General features: G+C 73.7%; 23 protein-coding genes. 6 read left to right on the top strand and 17 right to left on the bottom strand.

The window, feature by feature from the left end; all coding sequences use genetic code 11:
• Positions 1–5: 5 nt before the first annotated feature.
• From HHL19_RS15765 to HHL19_RS15705, 13 genes are all read right to left on the bottom strand, one after another.
• Positions 6–671, bottom strand: a complete 666-nt coding sequence (locus HHL19_RS15765) for a 1-hydroxy-2-methyl-2-butenyl 4-diphosphate reductase (protein ID WP_169089889.1) — start codon at positions 669–671, stop codon at positions 6–8.
• Positions 671–2,668: a squalene--hopene cyclase gene (shc, locus tag HHL19_RS15760; RefSeq protein ID WP_169089887.1), complete on the bottom strand. Its 1,998-nt coding sequence runs from the start codon at positions 2,666–2,668 to the stop codon at positions 671–673. Before shc ends, HHL19_RS15765 begins: the two co-directional genes overlap by 1 nt.
• Before the next feature lie 107 nt (positions 2,669–2,775).
• Positions 2,776–3,876 (bottom strand): polyprenyl synthetase family protein, encoded by a 1,101-nt coding sequence (locus tag HHL19_RS15755; RefSeq protein ID WP_169089885.1) that lies wholly within the window; start codon positions 3,874–3,876, stop codon positions 2,776–2,778.
• A complete protein-coding gene (gene hpnE / locus HHL19_RS15750) occupies positions 3,873–5,294 on the bottom strand; it encodes a hydroxysqualene dehydroxylase HpnE (RefSeq protein WP_169089883.1) in 1,422 nt (473 codons plus the stop codon). The genes HHL19_RS15755 and hpnE overlap by 4 nt, the downstream gene beginning before the upstream one ends.
• Entirely contained in the window at positions 5,294–6,238 is a 945-nt protein-coding gene (gene hpnD / locus HHL19_RS15745; protein WP_169089881.1) for a presqualene diphosphate synthase HpnD, read from the bottom strand. Before hpnD ends, hpnE begins: the two co-directional genes overlap by 1 nt.
• Positions 6,235–7,140, bottom strand: coding sequence for a squalene synthase HpnC (gene hpnC / locus HHL19_RS15740; protein WP_169089879.1), 906 nt, complete (start codon positions 7,138–7,140; stop codon positions 6,235–6,237). The genes hpnD and hpnC overlap by 4 nt, the downstream gene beginning before the upstream one ends.
• Positions 7,141–7,429: 289 nt before the next feature.
• Positions 7,430–8,065 carry a TetR/AcrR family transcriptional regulator gene (locus HHL19_RS15735; protein WP_169089877.1) on the bottom strand — a complete coding sequence of 212 codons (636 nt, stop codon included), beginning with the start codon at positions 8,063–8,065 and terminating at the stop codon, positions 7,430–7,432.
• A 120-nt stretch (positions 8,066–8,185) separates the two neighbouring features.
• Positions 8,186–8,974, bottom strand: a complete 789-nt coding sequence (locus HHL19_RS15730; RefSeq protein WP_169089875.1) for an ABC transporter ATP-binding protein — start codon at positions 8,972–8,974, stop codon at positions 8,186–8,188.
• On the bottom strand, positions 8,967–9,866 hold the full coding sequence (locus HHL19_RS15725) for an ABC transporter permease (RefSeq protein ID WP_169090115.1): 900 nt from the start codon (positions 9,864–9,866) through the stop codon (positions 8,967–8,969). Before HHL19_RS15725 ends, HHL19_RS15730 begins: the two co-directional genes overlap by 8 nt.
• A 173-nt stretch (positions 9,867–10,039) precedes the next feature.
• A complete protein-coding gene (locus HHL19_RS15720; RefSeq protein ID WP_169089873.1) occupies positions 10,040–10,819 on the bottom strand; it encodes a CDP-alcohol phosphatidyltransferase family protein in 780 nt (259 codons plus the stop codon).
• Complete coding sequence (locus HHL19_RS15715) at positions 10,797–11,858, bottom strand: iron-containing alcohol dehydrogenase family protein (RefSeq protein ID WP_169089871.1); 1,062 nt, start codon at positions 11,856–11,858, stop codon at positions 10,797–10,799. Before HHL19_RS15715 ends, HHL19_RS15720 begins: the two co-directional genes overlap by 23 nt.
• On the bottom strand, positions 11,846–12,583 hold the full coding sequence (locus HHL19_RS15710) for a phosphocholine cytidylyltransferase family protein (protein ID WP_169089869.1): 738 nt from the start codon (positions 12,581–12,583) through the stop codon (positions 11,846–11,848). The genes HHL19_RS15715 and HHL19_RS15710 overlap by 13 nt, the downstream gene beginning before the upstream one ends.
• Positions 12,580–14,376 carry a DUF5941 domain-containing protein gene (locus HHL19_RS15705; RefSeq protein ID WP_169090113.1) on the bottom strand — a complete coding sequence of 599 codons (1,797 nt, stop codon included), beginning with the start codon at positions 14,374–14,376 and terminating at the stop codon, positions 12,580–12,582. The genes HHL19_RS15710 and HHL19_RS15705 overlap by 4 nt, the downstream gene beginning before the upstream one ends.
• Positions 14,377–14,785: 409 nt before the next feature.
• On the opposite strand from HHL19_RS15705, the gene HHL19_RS15700 reads away from it, so the two are divergent.
• The 3 genes from HHL19_RS15700 to idi all read left to right on the top strand — a co-directional run bounded on the left by HHL19_RS15700 (position 14,786) and on the right by idi (position 17,994).
• Positions 14,786–15,727: a cation diffusion facilitator family transporter gene (locus HHL19_RS15700; protein WP_169089867.1), complete on the top strand. Its 942-nt coding sequence runs from the start codon at positions 14,786–14,788 to the stop codon at positions 15,725–15,727.
• 205 nt (positions 15,728–15,932) lie between these two features.
• Positions 15,933–17,198: a bifunctional class I SAM-dependent methyltransferase/N-acetyltransferase gene (locus HHL19_RS15695; RefSeq protein ID WP_169089865.1), complete on the top strand. Its 1,266-nt coding sequence runs from the start codon at positions 15,933–15,935 to the stop codon at positions 17,196–17,198.
• Between the two features lie 262 nt (positions 17,199–17,460).
• Positions 17,461–17,994, top strand: coding sequence for an isopentenyl-diphosphate Delta-isomerase (gene idi / locus HHL19_RS15690; RefSeq protein WP_169090111.1), 534 nt, complete (start codon positions 17,461–17,463; stop codon positions 17,992–17,994).
• Here idi and HHL19_RS15685 read toward each other — a convergent pair.
• Positions 17,960–18,475, bottom strand: coding sequence for an ATP-binding protein (locus tag HHL19_RS15685; RefSeq protein WP_169089863.1), 516 nt, complete (start codon positions 18,473–18,475; stop codon positions 17,960–17,962). The genes idi and HHL19_RS15685 overlap by 35 nt on opposite strands.
• Before the next feature lie 130 nt (positions 18,476–18,605).
• Positions 18,606–19,286, bottom strand: a complete 681-nt coding sequence (locus tag HHL19_RS15680; RefSeq protein ID WP_206325002.1) for a DUF308 domain-containing protein — start codon at positions 19,284–19,286, stop codon at positions 18,606–18,608.
• A gap of 81 nt (positions 19,287–19,367) precedes the next feature.
• On the opposite strand from HHL19_RS15680, the gene HHL19_RS15675 reads away from it, so the two are divergent.
• Complete coding sequence (locus HHL19_RS15675) at positions 19,368–20,120, top strand: enoyl-CoA hydratase/isomerase family protein (protein WP_169090107.1); 753 nt, start codon at positions 19,368–19,370, stop codon at positions 20,118–20,120.
• 3 nt (positions 20,121–20,123) lie between these two features.
• Here HHL19_RS15675 and HHL19_RS15670 read toward each other — a convergent pair whose 3' ends face one another.
• Both HHL19_RS15670 and HHL19_RS15665 read right to left on the bottom strand, forming a co-directional pair.
• Complete coding sequence (locus HHL19_RS15670) at positions 20,124–20,765, bottom strand: DJ-1/PfpI family protein (RefSeq protein WP_169089861.1); 642 nt, start codon at positions 20,763–20,765, stop codon at positions 20,124–20,126.
• An 11-nt stretch (positions 20,766–20,776) separates the two neighbouring features.
• The gene (locus tag HHL19_RS15665; RefSeq protein WP_169089859.1) at positions 20,777–21,814 is read right to left on the bottom strand and encodes a GlxA family transcriptional regulator; all 1,038 of its coding nucleotides are present in this window, start codon (positions 21,812–21,814) and stop codon (positions 20,777–20,779) included.
• Between the two features lie 128 nt (positions 21,815–21,942).
• Here HHL19_RS15665 and HHL19_RS15660 point away from each other — a divergent pair, with 128 nt between their 5' ends.
• Positions 21,943–22,809, top strand: coding sequence for a hypothetical protein (locus tag HHL19_RS15660; protein ID WP_169089857.1), 867 nt, complete (start codon positions 21,943–21,945; stop codon positions 22,807–22,809).
• 111 nt (positions 22,810–22,920) lie between these two features.
• Complete coding sequence (locus tag HHL19_RS15655) at positions 22,921–25,287, top strand: Tex family protein (protein ID WP_169089855.1); 2,367 nt, start codon at positions 22,921–22,923, stop codon at positions 25,285–25,287.
• The last annotated feature ends 72 nt before the right edge of the window (positions 25,288–25,359 follow it).

Raw genomic sequence — 25,359 nt, 5'->3', positions numbered from 1 at the left:
CCGGCTCACCTCCTGGGGAGCAGCAGAGAACGGTGCCATTCGAAGAAAGCGGGAAGGACGGCACGGAGGACGCGGAAGGCCGATATTCCCCCGCGTACCGTGCCGATCCGGACCAGTTCGTGTTCGGGGGCGTCCACGACCACCCGTACGGCCGCAAGCGGGCGGGGTCCGGCGGCCCGGGCGGTACGCAGGGTGGCGGCGGACTCCATGTCGACGGCGATCGCCCCGCCGGCGGCCAGCGCGGCCCGCTCGGGGCCCCGCACCACGTGGTCGGAGCCGGTCAGCGGGCCGGTGTGCACGGTCCGCCCGGGCACCGCCCGGGCGAGCGCCTTGACGAGCAGGTCGGTGCCGTCGCAGGCGAGGGCGCCGTCCGGGCCGCGGGTCTCCTCGGCGACGACCAGGTCGCCGGGGTGCATCCCGGGGGCGAGTCCGGCGCAGAAGCCGGAGGCGATGACGGCGGCGCCGCCCCAGCCCTCGCGGGCCAGCGCCCGCTCCACCCCGCGGGCGGCGTGGGCGGGCCCCATGCCCGTCCGCACCACCCGGATGGGTCCCGGCGCCCCGCCGCGCTCGCCGCCGCCGCGCAGGGCGAACCGCTCGATGCCGAGGGCGCAGGCGACGAGGAGGGGCGGCACGGCGGCCTCCGACTCCTCCGGCGGGCGGTCGCGCTCCATCACGGGCTCCCGCCGGGGGTGGGCTCGCCGTGCACGTACCGGCCGAGCGCGGTGAGCGGGAAGACCTGCCGGTAGAGGTGGTAGTTGATGGAGAAGTCCCAGGGGAAGCCGGTGCCGGTGAAGTACGGCTCGTCCCAGGAGCCGTCCTCGCGCTGGGTCTCCACCAGCCAGGCCACGCCCCGCCGGGCGGTCTCGGAGTCGCGCTCCCCGGCGGCGAGGAGGGCGAGGAGCGCCCAGGCCGTCTGGGAGGCGGTGGAGGTGCCGCGGCCGATCCAGGCGCGGTCGTCGTACGAGCGGAGGTCCTCGCCCCAGCCGCCGTCCGGGTTCTGCGCGGCGGCGAGCCAGGCGACGGCCCGGCGGATCGCCGGGTGGGAGGTGGGGAGCCCGGCGGCGGTGAGGGCGGGGAGCACCGAGCCGGTGCCGTAGACGTAGTTGACGCCCCAGCGGCCGAACCAGGCGCCGTTCGGCTCCTGTTCGGCGAGGAGCCAGTCGATGCCCCGGCGGGTGCGGGGGTCGGCGGCCCGGCCTTCCCACGCGAGCATCTCCACGACGTGGGCGGTGACGTCGGCGGAGGGCGGGTCGATGACCTCGCCGAAGTCGCAGAAAGGCAGTTTGTTGGGCAGCACACCCGTGTTGTCGGCGTCGAAGGCGGCCCAGGCGCCGTTGCCGGACTGCATGCCGGCGGTCCAGCGGGCGGCGCGGGCGACGGCCGCGTCGACCCGGGCGGGGTCGGGGTGGCGGACCCGGCGCAGGGCCAGGATCACCTCGGCGGTGTCGTCGATGTCGGGGTAGTTGTCGTTGTGGAACTCGAACGCCCAGCCGCCGGGCGGGAGTCCGGGCCTGCGGACGGCCCAGTCGCCGGGCTTGGTGATCTCCTCGTCGAGCATCCAGTCGACGGCCTTCACCAGCGCCGGGTGGTCGGCGGGCAGGCCGGCGTCGGCGAGGGCGATGGTGGCGAGGCAGGTGTCCCAGACCGGGGACTGGCAGGCCTCGACCATGCGGACCGGGCCCTCGGGCCCCTCGCTCCAGACGGCGAAGCGGTCCAGGGACTCCAGGCCGGCCCGCATGACGGGGTGCTCCAGGTCGTAGCCGAGGAGGTGGAGGGCGATCAGCGAGTAGACGGCCGGCGGCTGGATGCCGCCCCAGCAGCCGTCGTTCTCCTGGCGTTCGACGATCCAGCGGGCGGCGGTGTTCATGGCCGCCCGGCGCGGCCCGCGCGGGGCGAAGCGGTGGTAGACGTGCAGCGCCCGGTCGAGGCGCTGGAAGAGGCCGTCCCAGCCGGTGAGCGGGGCGAGCGGGCGCTTCGGCGCCGGGAGGTCGGGGTCGGTGTGCAGCTCGTCGAGGGGGAAGGGCGCCGGGCGGACCGGGCGCTTCGCCGAGACGACGGTGAGCGGCACGATGGTCTGCCGCGCCCAGCAGCCGAAGTCGTAGATGTTCAGCGGGAACCACTTCGGCAGGAACATCAGCTCGGGCGGCAGCTCGGGCAGGTCCTCCCAGCGCCACCAGCCGAAGAGCGCGAGCCAGATGCGGGTGAAGACGCGGGTGGCGGCGATCCCGCCCTCGGCCCTGGCCCAGGCGGCGGCGCGGGCCATGTGCGGGGCCTCGGGCCGGTCCCCGGCGAGCCGGAGGGCGACGTACGCCTCGACGGTCGCGGAGAGGTCGCCCGGCCCGCCGTGGAAGGTGGGCCAGGTGCCGTCCTCGTACTGCCGGCTCCGGATGTGCCGGGCGGCGGCCGCGGTGGTGTCGGGGTCGGAGATGCCGAGGAAGCGGCGGAGCAGCAGGTCCTCGGCGTCCATGGTGACGTTGGTCTCCAGGTCGCCCTTCCACCAGCCTTCGGGGGCCTGGCGGGCGAGGAGGTGGTCGGTGGCCGCGCGGACGGCGCGCGCGGCGGCCTCGTCGAGGCTCGCGGGTGAGGTGGCGGTGTGCGGTGGAGTGGTGCTGGCCGCGGGCGCGAGGGGGCCGAGAGCCCCGGCGTTTCCGTCGGTCGTCGCTGTCATGGCTTCCCCTTCGTGGCAGTCGGTTCCTTCTGCTCCTGCGGGTCTGCCGTCGGCCGGTGCGGGTGGCACCGGCCGGCGACTGCGCACTCATATCTGGCTGTGGGTGATCATTTCTTCCGTACGACGACGAAGTCGGCGAGGGCGATCAGCTGGTCGCGCACCCGGGCGGGCATGTCCACCTCGTCCAGGGCGCGCAGCGCGATCGCGTGCTGGCGGCGGGCCTCCTCGGCGGTCCACTCGCGGCCGCCGGCCTGCTCGATGAGGGCGGCGCGGTAGGCGAAGTCCTCCTCGGTGAAGGAGTCGAAGTCGGGGTGCTTGGCGTCCTCGGCGAGGAGCCGGCCGAGCCGCTCGGACGCCTCTCCGCCGGCCGCGAGGGCGGCGACGACGGGCAGCGACTTCTTCCGCTGCCGCAGGTCGCTCCAGGTCTGCTTGCCGGTGGCGTCCGGGTCGCCCCAGATGCCGAGGAGGTCGTCGACGGCCTGGAAGGCGAGGCCGAGGTGGTAGCCGTACTCCTCCAGTTTGTCGGCGGTGCGGTCGTCGGCGCCGCCGAGGACGGCGCCGATGGAGACGGCGCAGGCGAGGAGGGCGCCGGTCTTGTTGCCCTCCATCTCCAGGCACTCCTCGACGGTGACCCGGTCGCGGTGCTCGTAGGAGATGTCCTGGGCCTGGCCGTCGATGAGCTTGCGGTTGGCGGTGGTCAGCCGGCGGGTGGCGCGGCCGGCCTCGACGGTGCCGAGCTCCAGGAGGAGTTCGTTGGCGAGGGCGGAGAGCGCGTCGCCGACGAGGATCGCCTGGGCCGGGCCGAACACCTTCCACACGGTGTCGCGGTGGCGGCGCTGCTCGTCGCCGTCCATCAGGTCGTCGTGCAGCAGCGAGAAGTTGTGGACGAGCTCGACGGCGACGGCGCCGGGGACGCCGACCTCGGGCGCGGCGCCGGCGGCCTCGGCGGAGAGCAGGGCGAGCGCGGGGCGCACGGCCTTTCCGCTGTCGGCGTCGGTGGGGTTGCCCTCGGCGTCGATCCAGCCGAAGTGGTAGGCGGCGACGGTGTCCATGGGCGATGCGAGACGGCCGACGGCCGCCCGCATGACGGGGGTGGACAGCGCCCGCCCCCTCTCCAGCAGGGCGCTGACGTCCGCGGTGTCGACGGCCGGGGTCCCCGGGGGCACGGTCGGCACGGTCTCTCCTCTGGTTCCTGTGATCACACTCATGCCGCCTCCTGCAGCGGATGGTCGTGGCGGCGGCCGAAGGCGGAGAGCGCGGCGCCGGCGGCGCTGAAGCCGCTTCGGACGGCACCCTCCATGGTCGCGGGCCAGCCGGTGGCGGTCCAGGCGCCGGCCAGGTAGAGGCCGGGCGCACGGGTGCGGGCGGCGGGGCGGAGGCGCCCGACGCCGGGTGCGGGGGCGAAGGTGGCGGTCCGCTCGCGGGTGACGAAGAAGTCGCGGACCCCGGCGCCCCGGGCGGCGGGCAGCAGCCGCTCCAGCTCCGGGAGGTAGCGCTCGCGGAGCGCGGCGACGGGGGTGTCGATCTCGTCCTGGGCGGCGGACTGCGAGACGGCCAGGTACTGGCCGGGGCCGGTGAGGCCGGAGGACTCGGTGCGGTCGAAGACCCACTGGACCGGGGAGCCGAGCGCGGTGAAGAAGGGCCGCTTCAGGACCTTGCGGTCGTAGACGACGTGCAGGTTGAGGATGGGCGCGGTCTCGATGTCGAGGAGCCGGTCGACGTCGTCGAGGGCGTCCTCGGGGAGCAGGCCGTGGGTCTCGGTCTGGGGCACGGCGAGGACGACGGCGTCGGCGCGCAGGGTCTCGCCGGACGCGTCCACGGCCCACCGGCCGTCGTCGGTGCGGGCGATCCGCTCGGCCTTGGCGCGCAGCAGGGTCCGGACGCCGAGCCCGTCGAGGGTCTTGGCGGCGAGGGTGTCGTGGAGGTGGCCGAGCGGCACGTGGGCCCAGCCGATGTCGGCGGCGCCGGGGTCGGTGAGCAGCCCGGTCTTGAAGACCATGGCGGCGAGCCCCATGGAGGCGTCGGGGGCGGGGGCGTTGAGGGTGGGGATGCCGACGAGGTCCCAGAGGGCCTCGATGGCCCGGGGCGACTGGCCGTGCCGGCCGAGCCAGGTGGCGAAGTCGATGCCGTCGAGGGCGGGGTCGGCGGGGTCGAGCTTCTTGAGGGCGAGCGCGGCGCGGCCGACGGAGGCCCGCTCGGCGAGCGAGAGGTGGGGGTACGTGGCGAGGCTGCGGGCCAGGTGGAGGGGGACCGGCAGCGCGTCGCGCCGGATCCGTCCGAGCCGGGGCCCGCGCGGGTGCGCGACGTCGAGGACGGGCACGTCGAGCCGGTCCTGGAGGGGTGCGAGCCGGGCGCCGTCGACGCGGTCGAGGAACCAGCGGTAGGCGGTGCAGCAGCGCAGGTACACGTGCTGGCCGTTGTCGACGGTCAGTTCCCCGCGCCGGAAGGAGAAGGCGAGCCCCCCGAGCCGGGGCCGCCCTTCGAGCAGCGTGACGCCGACCCCGGCGTCGGCGAGCTGGATCGCCGCGGTGATCCCCGCGAGCCCGCCGCCGACGACGACGGCGGTCGGGCGGGCGTCGCCGCGGTCCTCGCGGCCGGGGGTGCCGGGCGCGTCGGTGGGGGCCATCAGGCGGACCTCCTCGCGGTGCGGCGGGCGATGTGGCGGGCGTCGAGGCCGGAGAGGCCGCGGACGGCGACGTACGCCTTCTCGGGTCCCGGCAGCGAGACCCGGCCGCGGAGCACGGCCTCGGGGTCGCGCTCGATGCGGTCGAGGAGGCGGCGGTAGATGCCGGCCATGGCGGCGACGCAGGCGCCGCTGCGCCGGTCGAGCATCGGCAGCAGCCGGTAGCCCTCGACGAAGAGGGCGCGGGCGCGGCGGACCTCGAAGTGGACGAGGCCGGCGAAGTCGGCGCCGGCCGGCAGGGTCCGGGCGGCGAAGCCGTCCTCGCAGCCGAAGCGGGCGAGGTCCTCGGCGGGCAGGTAGGTGCGGCCGTTGCCGGCGTCCTCGCGGACGTCCCGGAGGATGTTGGTGAGCTGGAGCGCGAGGCCGAGGGTGTCGGCGTACTCGGCGGCCCGCGCGGACTCGGCGGCGCCCGGCTGGGTGCCGAAGACGCCGAGGGAGAGCCGGCCGATGGCGCCGGCGACGCACCGGCAGTAGACCGCGAGCTCGTCCCAGGTGCGGTAGGTGGCGCCGCGGACGTCCATGAGGACGCCGTCGATCAGCTCGTCGAGCCCTTCGAGGGGGATCGGGAAGCGGCGGGCGGAGTCGGCGAGGGCGACCGCGACGGGGTCGGTGTCGTCCTCGGCGACGTCGCCCTTGCGGACCCGGTCGAGCAGCGTCCGGGTGGCCTCCAGGCGCTCGTGCTTCTCCTCGGGGGCGAGCGTGCCGTCGCCGATGTCGTCGACCCGCCGGGAGAAGGCGTACAGGGCCGACATGGCCTGCCGCTTGTCGGCGGGCAGCAGGCGGATCCCGTAGGCGAAGTTGCGGGCCTGCTGTCCGGTGACGGCCTCGCAGTAGCTGTACGCGGCCTGCACGGGCGCGGACGGCCTGGTGGTGTCCTCGACGGTCATGTTCCCCCCTCGGCGCGGGCCCGGAGCAGGACCGCTCCCGTCTGGCGCGCCAGGTTCGGCTTGGTGGGCTTCGGCGGTCCGGCGAGGACGTCGAAGCCGGCGGCGGCGATGGCGTCGAGCGCGGCGAGTCCGCCGCCGGTGAAGCCGGCGAGGAGCAGCCGCAGCCGGCCGTGGACGCTGCCGACGAGCGGCAGGCCGGCGTGGAGCAGGGCGCGGGCGCGTTCGGCCTGGAAGGCGACGAGGGAGCGCACGGCGGATCCGGCGGTGGGCCGGGCGAGCTCCTCCTCGGTGACGTGGAACCGCTTGAGGTCCTCGGCGGGGAGGTAGATCCGGTCGCGGCCGAGGTCCTCGGCGACGTCCTGGAGGTGCTCGACGAGCTGGAGGGCGGTGCAGATCTCGTCGGAGCGGCGGATCCGCTCGGGCGTGGCGGTGCCGGTGATGCCGAGGACGAGCCGGCCGACGGGGTTGGCGGAGAGCTCGCAGTAGGCGAGGAGGTCGTCGTACGTCTCGTACCGGCCGACCAGCTGGTCCTGGCGGTTGGCCTGGATCAGGCCGAGGAACGGGCCGGGGGTGAGGCCGCGGCGCCGCACCGTGGGCTGGAGGGCGCGCAGCAGCGGGTGGCGGGGGGTCCCGTCGAAGACCCGGTGGAGGTCCTCCTCCAGGGCGTCGAGGAGGGGCAGCGGGCCGGCGTCGGGTGCGAGGCCGAAGGGGGCGGCGCCACCGGGGGCGAGGTCGCCGTCGCCGATGTCGTCGACGAGGCGGGCGTAGCCGTAGACGGCCATGAGGTCGTCGCGCCAGTCACGGGGCAGGAAGAAGGGGGCCACGGGGAAGTTCTCGTCCGCGGCCTTGCCGAGTGTGGTGCGCGAGGGGTCGTCGGCGCGCACGTGCCGGGAAGCCGTCACCGGGCGGCGCCCGGCGCGGGGACGGCGACACCCACGTGAAGCTGGAGATTCTGCGTCATGGCCGTCATATCTCCCGTTCTACACTGCCGATCCGATCCATCCTATTTCGGACACGCCGCCGCGCACGGAGCACGCGCCCGCCGGGCGCTCCCGGGGGGCGCCGTGGGCGGTGTGGATCGGACCGGTACAGCTTACGTTGTACGAGGGATGTCGCCATTCGGGGGGTCTGCCGCCGCGCGGGGCGCGTCGGCCGGGCTGACCTGTGGCGATGGGAGGGGCCCGCCGGGGGTCAGCGGTCGCGGGCTCCGGAGACGACCATGGCGAGGGTGGTCTCGACGACGTCGTCGCGGCGCCGGGCGGAGAGCCGGCGGAGCGGGCCTTCGAGGAGGAGCAGCGAGAGGCCGTGCACGGCCGACCAGGCGGCGGCGCCGGCGGCGGAGCGGCGCCCGCCGCTGCGGTCCAGCGCCTCCAGGCTCTCCTTCAGCAGGGTGAAGGCCCTGATCTCGGGCTCCGGGGGCGCGGGGGCGCCGGCCGGCGGTTCCCCGGCGGCGGGGCGGACGGCGCCGAAGGCGGCGCGGTAGAGGCCGGGGTGGTCGACGGCGAAGCCGACGTAGCCGCGGCAGAGGGCGGCGAGCCGGCGCTCGGCGGCGAGCGCGGGGTCGTCGGCGCCGGGCTCGCGGGCGGCGGCCCGCTCCATGGCCTCGGCGAGCCGGGCCCTGGCGTGGCCGCGGACGGTGCGGAGCAGTTCGCCGCGTCCGTCGAAGTGCCGGTAGGCGGCGGTGGGCGAGACGCCGACCCGGCGGGCCGCCTCGCGCAGGACGACCCTCTCGGGGCCGCCCTCGGTGGCGAGGTCGACGGCCGCGCAGATCAGGGCGTTGCGCAGGTCGCCGTGGTGGTAGTTCTTTCCGCCCGAGATCCCTGCCATGGGCTCATCCTGCCCGATGTTGACCGCATGAACATTCCAGGCGGGGGCGGGACCGGCGAAAACCGGAAGGCCCCCCGCCGGTGGGGCGGGGGGCCTGGGCACGGAGTGCGGTGCGCGGACTCAGCGGGCGGTCTCGCGCTCGTACGCCTTGAGCACCTCGTCGGTCGGGCCGTCCATCAGGAGCTGGCCCTTCTCCAGCCAGAGCACCCGGTCGCAGGTGTCCCGGATGGACTTGTTGCTGTGGCTGACCAGGAAGACCGTGCCGGCCTCCTTGCGCAGCTCGCGGATGCGCGCCTCGGACCGGATCTGGAACTTGCGGTCACCGGTGGCGAGCGCCTCGTCGATGAGGAGCACGTCGTGGTTCTTGGCGGCCGCGATGGCGAAGCGGAGCCGGGCGCCCATGCCGGAGGAGTACGTGCGCATCGGCAGGCTGATGAAGTCGCCCTTCTCGTTGATCCCGGAGAAGTCGACGATGTCCTGATACCGCGCGTGGACCTCCTCGCGGCTCATGCCCATGGCGAGGCCGCCGAGGATGACGTTGCGCTCGCCGGTGAGGTCGTTCATCAGGGCCGCGTTGACGCCGAGGAGCGAGGGCTGGCCGTCGGTGTAGACCTTGCCGCTCTCGGTGGGGAGCAGGCCCGCGATGGCGCGCAGCAGGGTGGACTTGCCGGAGCCGTTGGTGCCGATGAGGCCGATGGCCTCGCCGCGGTAGGCGGTGAAGGTGACGCCCCGGACGGCGTGCACCTTGCGGACGCCGCGGGTGACCTCGGCCTTGCCCTTGCCGACGATCCGGCTGAGGGCCGCGGTGGCGCTGCCCTTGCCGCCGCCGCCGGCGTTGACGCGGTAGACGATGTGGACGTCCTCGCAGATGACGGTGGGCGCCAGGGGGTTCTGGGGGGTGTCAGCCACGGCCGTACCTCTCCTCAGCCTTCCAGAAGTAGACGAAGCCGCCGATGCCGAAGAGCAGCGCCCAGCCGAGAGCGGTGGCCCAGACGTGGGCGGGCAGGTTCGAGGCCGCGTAGTCGTCGATGAGCGCGAAGCGGACCAGGTCCATGTAGACCGCCGCCGGGTTGTACATGAGGACGTCCGCGATCCAGGCCGGCTTGTCCGCGAGCATCACGGGGATCGAGAACATGACGCCCGAGGCGTACAGCCAGGTCCGCATGACGAAGGGCATGAGCTGGGCGAGGTCGGGGGTCTTGGCGCCCATCCTGGCCATGATCATCGCCAGGCCGATGTTGAACACGAACTGCAGCAGGAGCGCCGGGATCAGCAGCAGCCAGCTGAGCGAGGGGTAGCTGCCGAAGGCGATCGCGACGGCGGCGAGCACGACCATCGAGAACAGCAGCTGCTGGAGCTGCTGGAGCGAGAAGCTGATCGGGAGGGTGGCGCGCGGGAAGTGCAGGGCGCGGACGAGGCCGAGGTTGCCCGAGATCGCGCGGACGCCCGCCATGACCGAGTTCTGCGTGAACGTGAACACGAAGATGCCGGTCACGAGGAAGGGGACGTAGACGTCCGTACCCATGCCCCGGTCCGCGTTCAGGATCATCCCGAAGATCAGGTAGTAGACCAGGGCGTTGAGCAGCGGGGTCGCCACCTGCCAGACCTGGCCGAGCTTGGCCTGGCTGTACTGGGCGGTCAGCTTCGCCGAGGAGAACGCCAGGATGAAGTGGCGGCGGCTCCACAGCTCGCGGATGTACTCGAACAGTCCGGGCCGGGCGCCGCTGACCGACAGGCCGTACTTGGCGGCGAGGTCGCCCGGGGCCAGGCCCTCGTCGACGGAGGACGGGGGCGCGCTCATCGCGACCGCCCCGCCCTGGTGAATGTCACTCACAGTCGAAACTTTCGTGTTCAAGATGTGCGGCACGTCGGATTACCACGATGTCGGACGGCCGGTGGGCACTCATCGGATCGCCACACCGTACGCCATCGGAGTGGCCGGCCGGCGACGTGGGAGTCCCGGCCGGCACCCGCTCACTTCAGCCGACTGGACGCCATGATCGAGACGAGGTGCAGCACGGTCTGGAGCAGGGCGATGCCCGCGAGGACCGCGACGCCGAGCCGGGAGAAGAACAGGTCACCGCGCGCCTGGTCGGCGATGGCGAGGACCAGGATCAGCAGCGAGGCCTCGATGCCGAGGATCAGCCGGTGGAACTTGAGCGCGCCGGCGGCCCGGCGGGCGAGCGCCATGCCGGAGGAGCGGGGCTCCGAGGCGGCCTCCTTGACCGGGGGCATGCCGTTCTGGTGGCGGGCGACGCCGACCAGGTCGGTCTCGGCCTTGATCAGGATGGCGCCGAGCGCGGCCAGGGTGCCGAGGAAGGCCCACAGCCAGTCGATCCGGCCCTCGCCCCACAGGTCGGCGGCGCGCAGGCCGAAGCCGACGAGGACGGCGGCGTCGCACAGGTAGGCGCCGACCCGGTCCAGGTAGACGCCGGCCAGCGAGTACTGCTTCTTCCAGCGGGCCAGCTCGCCGTCGACGCAGTCGAGCAGCAGGTACATCTGCACGGCGATCACGCCGAGGACGGCGCCCCAGATCCCGGGCAGCAGCAGCGCCGGGGCGGCGAGCACGCCGAAGAGCGTCATCAGATAGGTCAGCTGGTTGGGCGTGACCCTGGTGTTCGCCAGCTGGCGGGTGATCCGGAGGGAGATCTCCCGCATGTAGAGGCGGCCGCCCCAGTGCTCGCCGCTCCGCCGGTCCTTGACGCCCGGCGGGTGGACGACGGGGCGGAGTTCAGCTACCGATGGCTTGGGCATAGTCGGCGTACGCGTCCCTGATCTGTTCGGTGGAGAGGTCGAGGTGTTCCAGGATGGTGAAGCGGCCCGGCCGGGTCTGCGGGGCGAAGTCGACCGCCCGCACGAACTCGTCGACCGTGAAGCCCATCTCCTCCGGCCGTACCGGAAGGCCGTGCCGGCGCAGGGTCTCCACGATGGCGAGGGAGTCGTCGCGGGCCCCGCGCAGGTGCATCGCGAAGGCCGCGCCGAGGCCGCACTGCTCGCCGTGGCTGGCCGCGCGGGCCGGGTACAGCAGGTCGAAGGCGTGGCTGATCTCGTGGCAGGCGCCCGAGGAGGGCCGGGTGTCGCCGCTGATGGACATGGCGATGCCGGACATCACCAGTCCCTCGGAGAGGGTGACGAGGAAGTCGTCGTCGCCGACTCCGCCGGGGTGCCGGAGCACCGCCTCGCCCGCGCTGCGGGCCATGGCGGCGGCCAGGCCGTCGATCTTCTCGCCGGTCTCGCGGTGGGACAGCTCCCAGTCCGCGAGGGCGGAGAGGTTGGAGACCGCGTCGCCGATGCCGGAGCGGACGAAGCGGACCGGGGCGTCCCTGATCACGTCGAGGTCGATGACGAGCGCGATCGGGGTGGGCACCCCGTAGGAGCCGCGCCCGTTGTCGTTGTCCAGGGTGGACACCGGGGAGCACAGGCCGTCGTGCGAGAGGTTGGTGGCGATGGCCACCAGCGGCAGGCCGACCCGGGCCGCCGCGTACTTCGTCACGTCGATGATCTTGCCGCCGCCGAGCGCGACGACGGCGTCGTACCGCTTGCCGCGCATGGCGTCGGCCAGCTCGACGGCCGCGTCGATGGTGCCGCCGGCGACCGTGTACCAGTCGGCGCCGGGCAGCTCGGCGGCGAAGCGGTCGCGCAGGGCGATCCCGGACCCGCCGCTGATCGCGACGGCGATCTTGCCGTTGCTGGAGATCCTCTCGTCCGCCATGAGCGCGGAGAGCCCCTCCAGCGCGCCCCGGCGGATGTCGACGACGACCGGCGACGGGATCAGTCGGGTCAGTACCGGCACGCGATCTCCCGGCCCTTGGCGAGATCGTCGTGGTTGTCGATCTCGACCCAGGAGACCTCGCCGATGGGCTCGACGTCGACGGTGAAGCCGCGGTTCACGAGCTCCTGGTAGCCGTCCTCGTAGTACAGGTCGGGGTCGCGCTCGAAGGTGGCCTTCAGCGCGTCGGCGAGCTCCTCGGCGGCCTCGGGCTCGATGAGGGTGACGCCGATGTACTCGCCGGTCGCGTCGGCCGGGTCCATCAGCTTGGTGATCTTCCGGACGCCGGCGCCCTCGGCGGCGACGACCTTCATCTCCTCGTCGGCGAGCGACTTCACCGTGTCGAGGGCGAGGATGATCCGCTTGCCCTCGCCGCGGGCGGCGAGCAGCGTCTTCTCGACGGAGACCGGGTGCACGGTGTCGCCGTTGGCGAGGATCACTCCGCGCTTCAGAACCTCACGGGCGCACCACAGGGAGTAGGCGTTGTTCCACTCCTCGGCCTTGTCGTTGTCGATCAGGGTGAGGGTGAGGCCGTACGTCGCCTCGAGGTCGGCCTTGCGGGCGTAGACGGCCTCCTTGCGGTAGCCGACGACGATCGCGGCCTCGGTGAGGCCGACCTCGGCGAAGTTCTTCAGCGTGAGGTCGAGGACGGTGGTGTCGCCGTCCACGGGCACGAGGGCCTTCGGGAGGGTGTCGGTGTACGGGCGCAGTCGCCGTCCGGCACCGGCTGCCAGAACGAGGCCGATCATGCTGTTTCTCCTTCGTCATGAACAGCGGGCGCTCCGGAGGAGACCCAGAAGCGGATGGACTCCACGAGCACCACGAGGGCGAGCGCGCCCGCGAGTGCGGTCAGCGCCAGGGTGAAGTCGTCGCCGCGGTCCACCAGGAGGGCGGCGAGGACGGTCACCAGGAGCGTGCGCCCCTCGTGTCCGCCGGTGACGCGCACCAGCCAGGCGGGCGGCGCGCCGGTGCCGCCGCGGATGCGGTACACCGTGTCGTAGTGATGGTAGGCGACCGCCGCGACCAGGCCGAACGCCGCGGGGACGGCCTGCGGCGCATCGGACTTGACCGCGAGGATCAGGATCGTGCCGTACTCGGCGGCGCGGAAGAGCGGGGGGATCAGCCAGTCGAGGGGGCCCTTGAGGGGGGCCGCGATGGCCCAGGCGGACCAGAAGATCGCGTAGGCGACGGCCAGGACCACGACCTGCCGGTCGCCGAACGGCCAGTTCCAGGCCGAAAACAGCATCCCCGCGGCACCGAGGATGGCGAAGGGGAGCCCGAGGCTACGGCCCCGGTGCTCGAAGAAACGGGCCGTGAGCCGGGACAGCGGCCCCGCGTCCGTGAGGTCGTACAGCGCCCGCGCGGCCCGGTCGGAGCGGGGCTCCCGCCGCTTGACCGAGCGCAGCAGCCGGCCGGCCGTGGTGTAGCAGGCGGCGAAGGCGCAGCCGGCGATCAGCGCCCAGAAGACGATCCGGGGGCTGGTGGCGGCGGTGAGGACGGCGATCATCGCCCAGCGCTCGCCGATCGGCAGGATGATCATGCGGCGGGCCCAGACGGTCCAGCCGACGCCGTCGAGGCGGCTGGAGAGGGCCAGGCTGGTCTTGGCCGCGGCACCCGTGCTCTCGGCGTTCGCCTCGTTGAAGGAGAAGTCCACGACGTGGCGGCAGGTCATGAGAATCATCGCGGCGAGCGCGAGCGTCCACACGTCGTCGCCGTTGCGGGCGGCGCCGAGGGCGAGACCGGCGTAGAAGGCGTACTCCTTGGCCCGGTCGAAGGTGGCGTCGAGCCAGGCGCCCATCGTCGAGTACTTGAGCGCGTACCGGGCGAGCTGCCCGTCGGTGCAGTCCAGGACGAAGGAGACGAGCAGCAGCACGCCGGCGGCGATGTAGCCGCCGCGCTCCCCGGTGGCCGCGCAGCCGGCCGCGATCAGGGCGGTGAGCAGCGAGGCGGTGGTGACCTGGTTGGGGGTGAGGCCCCGGCGGGCGCACCAGCGGGCGATGTACCGCGAGTAGGGGCTGATGAAGAAGGTGGTGAAGAAGCCGTCGTGGGCCTTCACGGCGGAGCGGAGGCGGACGGCCTCGTCGTCGACGGCGTCGACGGCGGCGCGGGCCTCGTGGCGGGCCGCGGCGTCGGCGGGCACGGCGGCGACGAGGGTGCCGAGCGCGGGCCGGTGCACGGCGACGCCGTCGGCGTCGAGGACGTCGGCGAGGGTTCCGGCGAGACCGTCGGCGGTCTCGGGGGCCGCCGGGGCGGCGGCCAGCGCGCGGACCAGGGCCGGGCGGGCCTCGGGCTGCGCGGAGAGCGCCCCGGGCACGGCGGCGGCCGGGAAGCGGGGGTCGGTCAGCGCGAGCCGCAGGGCGTGGCGGTGCCCGACGAAGCGGGAGTCGACGAGGGCGACGCGCTCGCCCGCGGGGACGGCGGCCAGGAGGGTACGGGCCTCCTCGGCGCCGGTGGCCCAGCGGACGTGGAAGCCGAGCGACCGCAGATCACCGTCGAGCGAGGATCCGGGTGCCGGCGGGCCGGTGAGGATGGCGGTCGACAGACGAACTCACTCCTTGGAACGGGCAGAGGGCCGGCGGGGCCTGTCGGTCCCGGGCGTGACGGTGCGCCCCGGCACCGGGCGGCGGCACGTCGGCTGAGGCTATCGGATCGACGGAGCGTGAGTTCACCGAGGCTTCGCACGCCGGACGCCCCCCGGTCCGCCCTCCGCCGCCGGGGTGCGCCGCGCTCCGCGCGATCATCATCAGTGATCGGCGGCCCGCCCTCCAAACCGGTGCCGGGGGCCACCCGGACGGCATTGCGGCAGGTGATCGTACGAATGCCGAGCCGGATGGCATCGCCGCAGGTCAGAGCAATGACAACGGTGTTCAGTACCGTGTTGCACATACCCCCCACCCGTAGTTCACTGGCGAATCGGGGCACCGACGGATCAGGACTTGGGAGGCCATGTCATGGGGGCTGGACACGACCACGGGCACAGCCACGGGGGGCCGCCGCCGACGGGTACGGCGGGCGCCGCGTACCGCAGCCGGTTGCGGATCGCGCTCGGGATCACGCTCTCCGTAATGGTGGTCGAGATCATCGGCGGTCTGGTGGCCGACTCGCTCGCGCTGATCGCCGACGCGGCGCACATGGCGACCGACGCGATCGGGCTCGCGATGGCGCTCCTCGCGATCCACTTCGCCAACCGGCCGCCGTCCGGGAACCGCACCTTCGGCTTCGCCCGCGCGGAGATCCTGGCGGCGCTCGCCAACTGTCTGCTGCTGCTCGGCGTCGGCGGATACGTGCTGTACGAGGCGGTCCAGCGGTTCATGGAGCCGGCCGAGACCAAGGGCGGGCTCGCCATCGCCTTCGCCGTGGTCGGTCTGGTGGCCAACGTGATCTCGCTGTCGCTGCTGATGCGGGGACAGAAGGAGAGCCTGAACGTCCGGGGCGCCTATCTGGAGGTCCTCGCCGACGCGCTCGGCTCGGTGACCGTCATCATCTCCGCCGCGATCATCCTGGCGACCGGCTGGCAGTACGCCGACCCGATCGCCTCCCTGGTCATCGGCCTGATGATCGTGCCGCGCACGGTCAAGCTGCTGCGCGAGACCCTGGACGTGCTCCTGGAGGCGGCACCCAAGGGCGTGGACATGGCGGAGGTGCGGGCGCACATCCTGGCCCTGCCGGGCGTCGAGGACGTGCACGACCTGCACGCCTGGACGATCACCTCCGGGATGCCGGTCCTCTCCGCCCACGTGGTGGTGGACGCGGGGGCGCTGGACTCGGTCGGCCACGAGAAGATGCTGCACGACCTCCAGGGCTGCCTGGGCGACCACTTCGACGTGGAGCACTGCACCTTCCAGCTGGAGCCGGCCGGGCACGCGGAGCACGAAGCGAGGCTGTGCCTGTGATCGTCCGTCCGTCCCTGTGAGATGCTGGTCGTACGAACACGTGCGTGAGAGGAGCTGAGGTTGATGACCGTCGCGATGAAGGCCGCTGTCCGCGGCCGCACCCGGTCCAGCTTCAGCTCCCGGGTCTCCGGCTGACCTGATCCCGGTTCTTACACCGGTCCGTCACGTCGTCGGCCGGGACCCTTTCACACCAAGGGTTTCCACGTTGTCCGACAACGACATCCAGCACGCTTCCGCGTCCCACGACGCCTTCTTCGCCCTGCACCACGGTCTTCCGCGGCAGGGTCCCGGCTCCGACGCCACCACCCGCCGCCTCCTCGCGCTCGCCGGGCCGCTCCCCGAGCGTCCGCGCGTGCTCGACCTGGGCTGCGGCCCGGGCCGCTCCGCGCTGCTCCTGGCCGCGGAGGCGGGCGCCGAGGTGACCGCCGTCGACACCCACGAGCCGTTCCTCGACGAGCTGCGGGCGGCCGCCGCCGCCCGCGGTCTCGCCGACTCGGTCCACGCCGTACGCGGCGACATGGGCGCGCTGCCCTACCCGGACGGCTCCTTCGACCTGCTCTGGGCCGAGAGCTCGGTCTTCGTGCTCGGCTTCGACCGGGCGCTCGCCGAGTGGCGCCGGCTGCTCGCGCCGGGCGGGACGCTGGTCCTCACCGAGTGCGTGTGGACCACCGGCACGCCCGCCCCGGAGACCCGTGCCTTCTGGGACGAGCACTATCCGCTGCGTACGGTCGCCGAACTGGCCGCCGTCGCGGTCGGCGCCGGGTACCACGTGCTCGGCACCTTCACCCAGCCCGAGGGCGACTGGGACGAGTACTACGTCCCGCTCGCCGGACACGCCGACGCGGCCGACACCTCTGTGCCGGGCATGGCCGAGGCCGTGGCCGGCGCGCGGGCGGAGATCGCGATGCGCCGCGACCACGGCGGGGACTACGGCTACGCGGGCCTGGTGCTCCGCCCGGCCGACCCCCGCTGGCCCACCCGCCCCGAGCGGGAGTCCGACCACGCGGCGGTACGGGAGGTGACCGCGGCGGCCTTCGGGTCGCCGGCCGAGGCCGAGCTCGTCGACGCCCTGCGCGCCGACGCGGACGCCTGGCTGCCGGGGCTCTCGGTGGTCGCCGAGGCCCCGGACGGCTCGGTCGCCGCGCACGCGCTGATCACCCGCTGCCGGGTGGACGGGGCGCCGGCCGCGGCGCTCGCGCCCGTCTCGGTGGCACCCGGACACCAGCGGACCGGCGCCGGGCAGGCGGTCACCCGGGCGGTGCTCGACGCGGCGCGGCTCGCGGGCGAGCGGCTCGTGCTGGTGCTGGGCCATCCGGAGTACTACCCCCGGTTCGGCTTCGTACGGGCGTCCGCGTATGGAATCAAGCCAGGTTTCGACGTTCCGGACGAAGCGATGATGGCGCTGGTCCTGGACGGTTCCGGGCCGGTTCCGCCGGGCACGATCGCCTATCCGGCGGCTTTCGGCGTCTGACCTGCCCGTGACGGTCGTCCCGTCGCGTCCGCCGCTTCCCCGCACCGGTGTACTCCGGTGCGGTGGGAGCGGCGGGCTCCGGCCGCCGAAGTGCGGACAAGCCGCTTTTGTACGGCACACTGGGGTCGCCCCCAGGGGCCGAGGACCGAAGCGAAGGATGGGTATGCCGACCACACAGGGCACCACGGCCGAAATCGCGCCGGGGCTTGCGTCTCAGCTCACGTCGGACGGCAAGGAGCCGTCCGCCACCCCGGAGCCGATCATGCTGGAACTGGTCGACGAGGCCGGGAACACCATCGGTACGGCGGAGAAGCTCACCGCCCACCAGGCCCCCGGGCAGCTGCACCGCGCCTTCTCGGTCTTCCTCTTCGACGAGGAGGGCCGGCTGCTGCTCCAGCGCCGGGCGCTCGGCAAGTACCACTCCCCCGGCGTCTGGTCCAACACCTGCTGCGGCCACCCCTACCCGGGCGAGGCGCCCTTCGCGGCGGCGGCCCGGCGCACCTTCGAGGAGCTCGGCGTCTCCCCCACCCTGATGGGCGAGGCCGGCACCGTCCGCTACAACCACCCGGACCCGGCCTCGGGCCTGGTGGAGCAGGAGTTCAACCACCTCTTCGTCGGCCTGGTGCAGGCGACCCCGCACCCGGACCCGGAGGAGATCGAGGACTACGCCTTCGTGACCCCGGCCGAGCTGGCCGAGCGGCACGCGGCCGCGCCGTTCTCCGCCTGGTTCATGACGGTGCTCGACGCGGCGCGCCCGGCGATCAGGGAGCTGACGGGTCCTGCCGGGGGCTGGTGACCCGGCCCTCCGCCGTCCCCGGCCCCGGTGCCATCGGGGCCAGGGGCAGCGCCGCCCAGATGATCTTTCCGCCGCCCGCGGTGTGCTCGACGTCGCAGGCGCCGCCCGCCTCCAGGGCGATCTCCTTCACCAGGAGCAGCCCCCGGCCGCCGGTCTGGCCGTAGTCCGCCTCCAGGGCCTTGGGCCGGTAGGGGTGGTTGTCCTCGACGGACACCCGGACCCACTCGGGGCCGATGGCCACCTCGACCGCTATCTCCGGGGAGAGCAGCGCCGCGTGCCGCACGGCGTTGGTGACCAGCTCGGAAACGATCAGCAGCAGCCCGTGCCGGATGTCCTCGTGGACCGGAACTCCCTGGCGGGCCAGCAGGTCGCGTACCGCGTGCCGGGCCTGGGGGACGGAGACGTCGACCGCGGGAGCGGTGAAGCGCCAGACTCCTTCGTAGGACGGTGGCCGGGCGGGGACACCTCCGCGGGTCTCCATGGTCCGGTTCCCACCCTCGTGCTCGATTCTCGCCACACGGGGAGTCTTGGCAATCCGGAGGGACATCCCGACCTACTGACCAGAAGTCGACACCTATCGGCCACCTTCTGATCGATGCCGTATGTCGACGTCAGTTGTGCGACTGATCCTGCGCGTTCTCCGGGGGAATCGCGGGAGGCGCCTCCCCGGCCGGTTCCGGCTTCGGGGTGACCGGCTTCGGGGCGACCATGTCGACGATCCTCCGGCCGCCGACCCCGATCGCGATCAGCCCCAGGCCGTCGAAGAGCAGCGCCAGCGAGAAGAAGCAGCCGATGACGTACCGGCTGCTGTCCGGCCAGTCGAAGAGCACCAGCACGCCCAGGAGCACCCCGAAGGCGCCCTGGAACAGCGTCCAGCCGAACTGCGGGCCGCGCGTCACCACGCTGCCGACCAGCCGGAACACCCCTCCGGTAAGGAAGAGCAGGGCCGCGAACATCGTCAGCGCCTCGGCGGTGCCCTCCGGGTGACGGAGCACCACGCAGCCGGCCGCGAGGTTCACCGCCGCGACCACCGCCGCCAGCCAGAAGTAGCTGGTGCCCCGGGACGCGAACGCCTGGAGGAGGCCCACCAGGCCGCCGACGAGCAGCAGCCAGCCGAAGAGCCACATGGACGTCAGGGTGGCGACCCCGGTGTAGACCAGGCCGACCACCCCGCAGATCACGAGGATCACGCCGAGCGCGGCCAGCCAGCCGAAGCTCCGGCCGAGCCTCTTCCCCTCGCGGGCCATCTCCTGCACGGGATCGAGGCCCTCGTCCCGGTTCTTCCTGGCCATCGTGCCTCCTCGCGGCTGCCTGACGACCCCTTCCCGATCGTACGGTCGGGACCGGTGGATAGCATCCGGCCCATGGAGACCGTGGAGCCCGTGGAGCCGCAGCTCGTCGACACCGTCACGGACGGCGTCGCGACCCTCGTCATCAGCAACCCCGCCAAGCGGAACGCCATGACGGCGGGGATGTGGCGGTCGCTGCCCGCCGTCCTCGGCCGCCTCGCCGCCGACCCGGCGGTCCGGGTCCTGGTGCTGACCGGCGCGGGCGACACCTTCTGCGCCGGCGCCGACATCTCGACGCTGCGCGAACCCGGCGACGAGCAGCAGGCGCTCGCGGTCCGCGCCGAGGAGGCGCTCGCCGCCTTCCCCAAGCCGACCCTCGCCGCCGTCCGCGGCTACTGCGTCGGCGGCGGCAGCCAGCTCGCCGGCGCCTGCGACCTGCGCTTCGCCGCCGAGGGCAGCCGCTTCGGGATCACCCCGGCGAAGCTCGGCATCGTCTACCCCTCGTCCTCCACCCGCCGCCTCACCGCCCTGGTGGGCCCGGCCACCGCCAAGTACCTGCTCTTCTCGGGCGAACTCATCGACAGCGAGCGGGCGCTGCGGACCGGCTTCGTGGACGAGGTGCACCCGGCCGGCGAGCTGGCGAAGCGGGTCGAGGAGTTCGGCCGGATCCTCGCCTCCCGCTCACTGCTCACCCAGGCCGCGGCCAAGGAGTTCGCCGACGGCCGGCTCGACCGGGACGCCCACTGGGCGGCGCAGGCGCACGGCAGCGGCGACACCGCCGAGGGCGTCGCCGCCTTCCTGGAGCGCCGGGCGCCCCGCTTCACGTACGGCCTCTGAGGCTCAGCCCTGCGGCAGGTCCTCGGCGCGCGTGCCGCGCCACTGCTCCACCAGGTGGGCGGGGGCCTTGAGCGGCGAGCCCGCGTCGTACGGCGGCTGGGGGTCGTACTCGGTGAGCAGCTGGACGGTCATCGCGGCCTCGTCGCCGGCGATCCGGCCGAGCAGGTGCAGGCCCATGTCGATGCCGGAGGAGACGCCGGCGGCCGTCACGTACTTGCCGTCGAAGACGACCCGCTCGCCGGTGGGTTCGGCGCCGAGCGCGCGCAGTTCCTCGTAGGCCAGCCAGTGGGTGGTCGCGCGGCGGCCGCCGAGCAGCCCGGCGGCGCCGAGGAGCAGTGCGCCGGTGCAGACCGAGGTGGTCCAGGTGCTGGTGGCGTCGGCGGTGCGCAGCCACTCCTGGATCTCCGGGTCGTACATGGCCTGGCGGGTCTCCGGGCCGCCGGGGACGAGCACGATGTCCGGGTGCGGGACGTCGGCGAGGGCCTTGTCGGCGACGAGCGCGAGGCTGCCCTGGTCGTTGCGGACGGGCCCCGGCTCCTTGGCGACGAGGACGGTCTCCGCCCCGGGGAGCCGGGAGAGGATCTCGTACGGGCCGACGGCGTCGAGCGTGGTGAAGCCCTCGAAGAGGAGGACGGCGATCTGCATGGGTGTGACTCCTATCGGCTGACGGGTCCGGTGACGTGTGCGGTGACCGGTGCGGATACGGGTCCGGTGACCGGTGCGGTGACGGGTGCGTGGAAGCGGCGGCGGTAGTCGGCGGGGGCGGTGTCGAGCGCCTTCACGAAGGCGCGGCGCATCGCCTCCGGGGTGCCGTAGCCGGCGGCGCGGGACACCTCCTCGACGCCGCGGGTGGTCTCCTCCAGGAGCCTGCGGGCGTGTTCGAGGCGGATCCGGTCGACGTACCGGCCCGGGGTGACGCCCGTCTCGGCGTGGAAGGCGCGGGCGAAGTGGCGCGGCGAGAGCCGGGCACGGGCGGCGAGCCGCTCCACCGACAGGTCCCCGTCCGGGTGCTCGGCGATCCACGCCTGGACGTCGCGCAGCGGTTCGCGGCGCGCGGTCTGGGCGGCGAGCTGGGCGCTGAACTGCGCCTGGTTGCCGGGGCGGCGCAGGAAGACCACCAGCATCCTGGCGAGGGCGAGCGCCGCCTCCCGGCCCAGGTCCTCCTCCACCAGGGCGAGGGCCAGGTCGATGCCGGCGGTGACCCCGGCGGAGGTGGCGATCCGGCCGTCCCTGACGAAGATCGGGTCGGGGTCGACCTCGACCGCGGGATGGCGGCGGGCGAGGTGTTCGCAGGCCATCCAGTGCGTGGTGGCCCGGTGCCCGTCGAGGAGCCCCGCCTCGGCCAGCCGCAGCGCCCCGGTGCAGACCGAGACCAGCCGCTCGGCGTGCGGCCCGTGGACGCGCAGCCAGTCGACGAGGGCCGGGTCCGCGCCCCGGGTGCCCTCGCCGCCGGGGACGAGGAGGGTGTGCGGCGGCCCGTCGGCGACGGCCTCCGCCAGGGAGGTGTCGGGCAGGATCCGCAGGCCGCTGGAGGTGCGGACCGGCGCGCCGCCCGGGGACGCGGTACGGATCGGATACGGGTCCCGGGCGGCGCCGGAGGCCCACTGGGCGCCGTGGAACACCTCGACGGGCCCGGTGACGTCGAGGCTCTGCACGCCGTCGAAGAGGACGACGAGGACGGGACGCTGGGTCATGACCCCATCCTTCGGGCCCGGCCGCGACGGCCGCAAGGACGGCCACCCCACCTTTCCTGCCATCGCCGCCCGCCCGGACGCCGGGGGCCATTCCCTCCGTACCAAGCAGTCGGTTAGGTTCTGGTGCCATGACGACCTCTCTGCCGCCGCGGGCCGGGCGCCGCTGCCACAACGCCCTGAACCCGTTCCACTCGACGCTGTACTTCTCCCCCGACCTGGACCGGGAGTTCGGGGCCCTCGGCCTCACCGACCCCGCCGCCATGCGGCTCGCCGCCCGCAGCGCCCCGCTCGGCGCCGTCGGCGCCGGCACGGTCGCCGCCACCTTCTACAACTACCGCTGGGAGCTCCTCGCCGAGCACCTGCCCGCGGTCTGGGGGACCGCCGCCCCCACCGCCGTCCTCGACGCCCGGCTGCGGACCGTCGACGCCACCCTGCGCCGGCTGCTCGGCGAGGAGGCCGTCGCCTCCCCGGAGATGGCCGAGGCCGCCGGGCTCGCCCTGCGGGCCGCCGAGGCCTGCACCCGGCACGCCCGGCCGCTGTACTCCGCCAACGCCGACCTGCCGGTCCCCGAGGAGCCGCACCTCGCCTACTGGCACGCCGCGACCCTGCTGCGCGAGCACCGCGGCGACGGCCACCTGACGGCCCTGCTCTCCGCGGGCCTCGACCCGGTCGAGGCGCTCGCCTCCCACACCGCCACCGGCAAGGGCATGGCGCCGCGCTGGGTCCTCGGAACCCGGGGCTGGGGCCGCGCCGACTGGGAGTCCGCCCGGGAGCGGCTGCGCGAGCGCGGGTACCTCGACGCGGACGGCGAGCTGACGGAGGCCGGCAAGCGGCTGCGGGAGGAGCTGGAGGAGACCACGGACCGCCTGGACGCCGCCCCGTACGAGCACCTCGGCGCGGCCGGTGTGGAACGCCTCACCGAGCTGGGCCGCGGTTTCCTGGCCGCGGCCGCGGGCGCGGGCGCCTTCCCCGCCGATCTCGTCGGCAAGGGCTGAGCCCGGGAACGCCGCGCGGCGCGCGGAACCGGGCCGGTTGCCGCGTACGGGTGACGGACGCGGCAGAATGCACGGGCAAGCCAGTGGTACGAGCAGACGGGTCGGGACACGGTGACGACGTCCATCGAAGCAAGGATCGCCGAGGAGCTCGGCGTACGCGAGCGACAGGTGAAGGCGGCGGTCGAGCTGCTCGACGGCGGCTCCACCGTGCCGTTCATCGCGCGCTACCGCAAGGAAGCGACCGAGATGCTCGACGACGCGCAGCTGCGCACCCTGGAGGAGCGGCTGCGCTATCTGCGGGAGCTGGAGGACCGGCGGACCGCCGTCCTCGACTCGGTGCGGGAACAGGGCAGGCTCACGGAGGAGCTGGCGGCCAGGATCCTGGCCGCCGACACCAAGGCGCGCCTGGAGGACATCTACCTGCCGTTCAAGCCGAAGCGGCGCACCAAGGCGCAGATCGCCCGCGAGGCCGGGCTCGCGCCGCTGGCGGAGGGGCTGCTCGCCGACCCGTCGGTGGAGCCCTCGGCCGCGGCGGCGGCCTTCGTCGACGCGGACAAGGGCGTCGCGGACGCCTCGGCCGCCCTGGAGGGCGCGCGGGCGATCCTCACCGAGAAGTTCTCCGAGGACGCCGACCTCATCGGCGAGCTGCGGGAACGGATGTGGGGCCGGGGCCGGCTCGCGGCGAAGGTCCGGGAGGGCAAGGAGCAGGACGGCGCGAAGTTCGCCGACTACTTCGACTTCGCCGAGCCGTTCACCGCGCTCCCCTCGCACCGGATCCTCGCCATGCTGCGCGGCGAGAAGGAGGACGTCCTCAGCCTGGACCTGGAACCGGAGGAGGCCACCGACGGGCCGTCGTCGTACGAGCCGATCGTGGCGAGCCGCTTCGGCATCGCCGACCGGGGACGCCCCGGCGACAAGTGGCTCCAGGACACGGTCCGCTGGGCCTGGCGCACCCGGATCCTGACGCACCTCGGGATCGACCTGCGGGTGCGGCTGCGGACGGCCGCCGAGGACGAGGCCGTCCGGGTCTTCGCGGCGAACCTGCGGGACCTGCTGCTGGCCGCCCCGGCGGGCACCCGGGCGACGCTGGGCCTCGACCCCGGTTTCCGTACCGGGGTGAAGGTGGCGGTGGTCGACGCGACCGGCAAGGTGGTCGCCACCGACACGATCTACCCGCACGTCCCGGCCAACAAGTGGGACGAGTCGCTGGCGAAGCTGGCCCGGCTCGCGAAGGAGCACGCGGTCGAGCTCGTCGCCATCGGCAACGGCACGGCCTCCCGCGAGACCGACAAGCTCGCCGCCGAACTCATCGCCAAGCACCCCGAGTTGAACCTGACGAAGGTGATGGTCTCGGAGGCCGGCGCCTCGGTGTACTCGGCCTCCGCGTTCGCCTCGCAGGAACTCCCCGGCCTGGACGTGTCGTTGCGCGGCGCGGTGTCCATCGCGCGGCGGCTCCAGGACCCGCTGGCCGAGCTGGTGAAGATCGACCCGAAGTCGATCGGCGTCGGCCAGTACCAGCACGACCTCGCCGAGGTGAAGCTCTCCCGTTCGCTCGACGCGGTCGTCGAGGACTGTGTGAACGGCGTCGGCGTCGACGTCAACACCGCGTCGGCGCCGCTGCTTTCGCGGGTGTCCGGGATCAGCTCCGGCCTCGCCGAGAACATCGTCGCGCACCGCGACGCCAACGGCCCCTTCCGTTCCCGCAAGGCGCTGAAGGACGTGGCCAGGCTCGGCCCGAAGGCGTACGAGCAGTGCGCGGGCTTCCTGCGCATCCGGGGCGGCGACGACCCGCTGGACGCGTCGGCGGTGCACCCGGAGGCGTACCCGGTGGTGCGGCGGATGGCGAAGACCACGGGCGGCGAGGTCGCGGCGCTGATCGGCGACACGGGGACGCTGCGGTCGCTGCGGCCGGCGGACTTCGTCGACGACTCCTTCGGCCTGCCGACGGTCACCGACATCCTGCGCGAGCTGGAGAAGCCGGGCCGGGACCCGCGTCCCGCCTTCAAGACGGCCACCTTCAAGGAGGGCGTCGAGAAGATCGGCGACCTGGTGGCGGGAATGGTCCTGGAGGGCGTCGTCACGAACGTCGCCGCGTTCGGGGCGTTCGTGGACGTCGGCGTCCACCAGGACGGTCTGGTGCACGTCTCGGCCATGTCGAAGACCTTCGTCAGGGACCCGCGGGACGTGGTGAAGCCGGGCGACGTGGTGAAGGTGAAGGTCCTCGACGTCGACATCCCGCGCAAGCGGATCTCGCTGACGCTGCGACTGGAGGACGAGGCGTCCGCCCGGGACGGGGGCGGGGAGCGTGCGCCGCGGCGGGAGCGGGGCGGGCGGCCGCCGCAGCAGCGGCAGGGCCGGAGCCAGGGCCAGGGGCAGGGCGGCCAGGGGCGTGGCCAGGCGGCCGTGCCGGGGAACAGTGCGATGGCGGATGCGCTGCGGAAGGCCGGGCTGCTCGGGGACGGGCGCAAGCGGCGCTGAGGCCCGGCGGGGTGGGCACAACGGAGCGGAGGCGCCCGCAAAGGCGCCGCTCCGGTGTGCCCACAACGAAAC

The organism is Streptomyces sp. R302, from assembly GCF_012927245.1.
Taxonomy (GTDB): domain Bacteria; phylum Actinomycetota; class Actinomycetes; order Streptomycetales; family Streptomycetaceae; genus Streptomyces.
The sequence above is the reverse complement of the archived record's forward strand: the minus strand, read 5'-3'. Positions and strand labels throughout refer to the sequence as shown.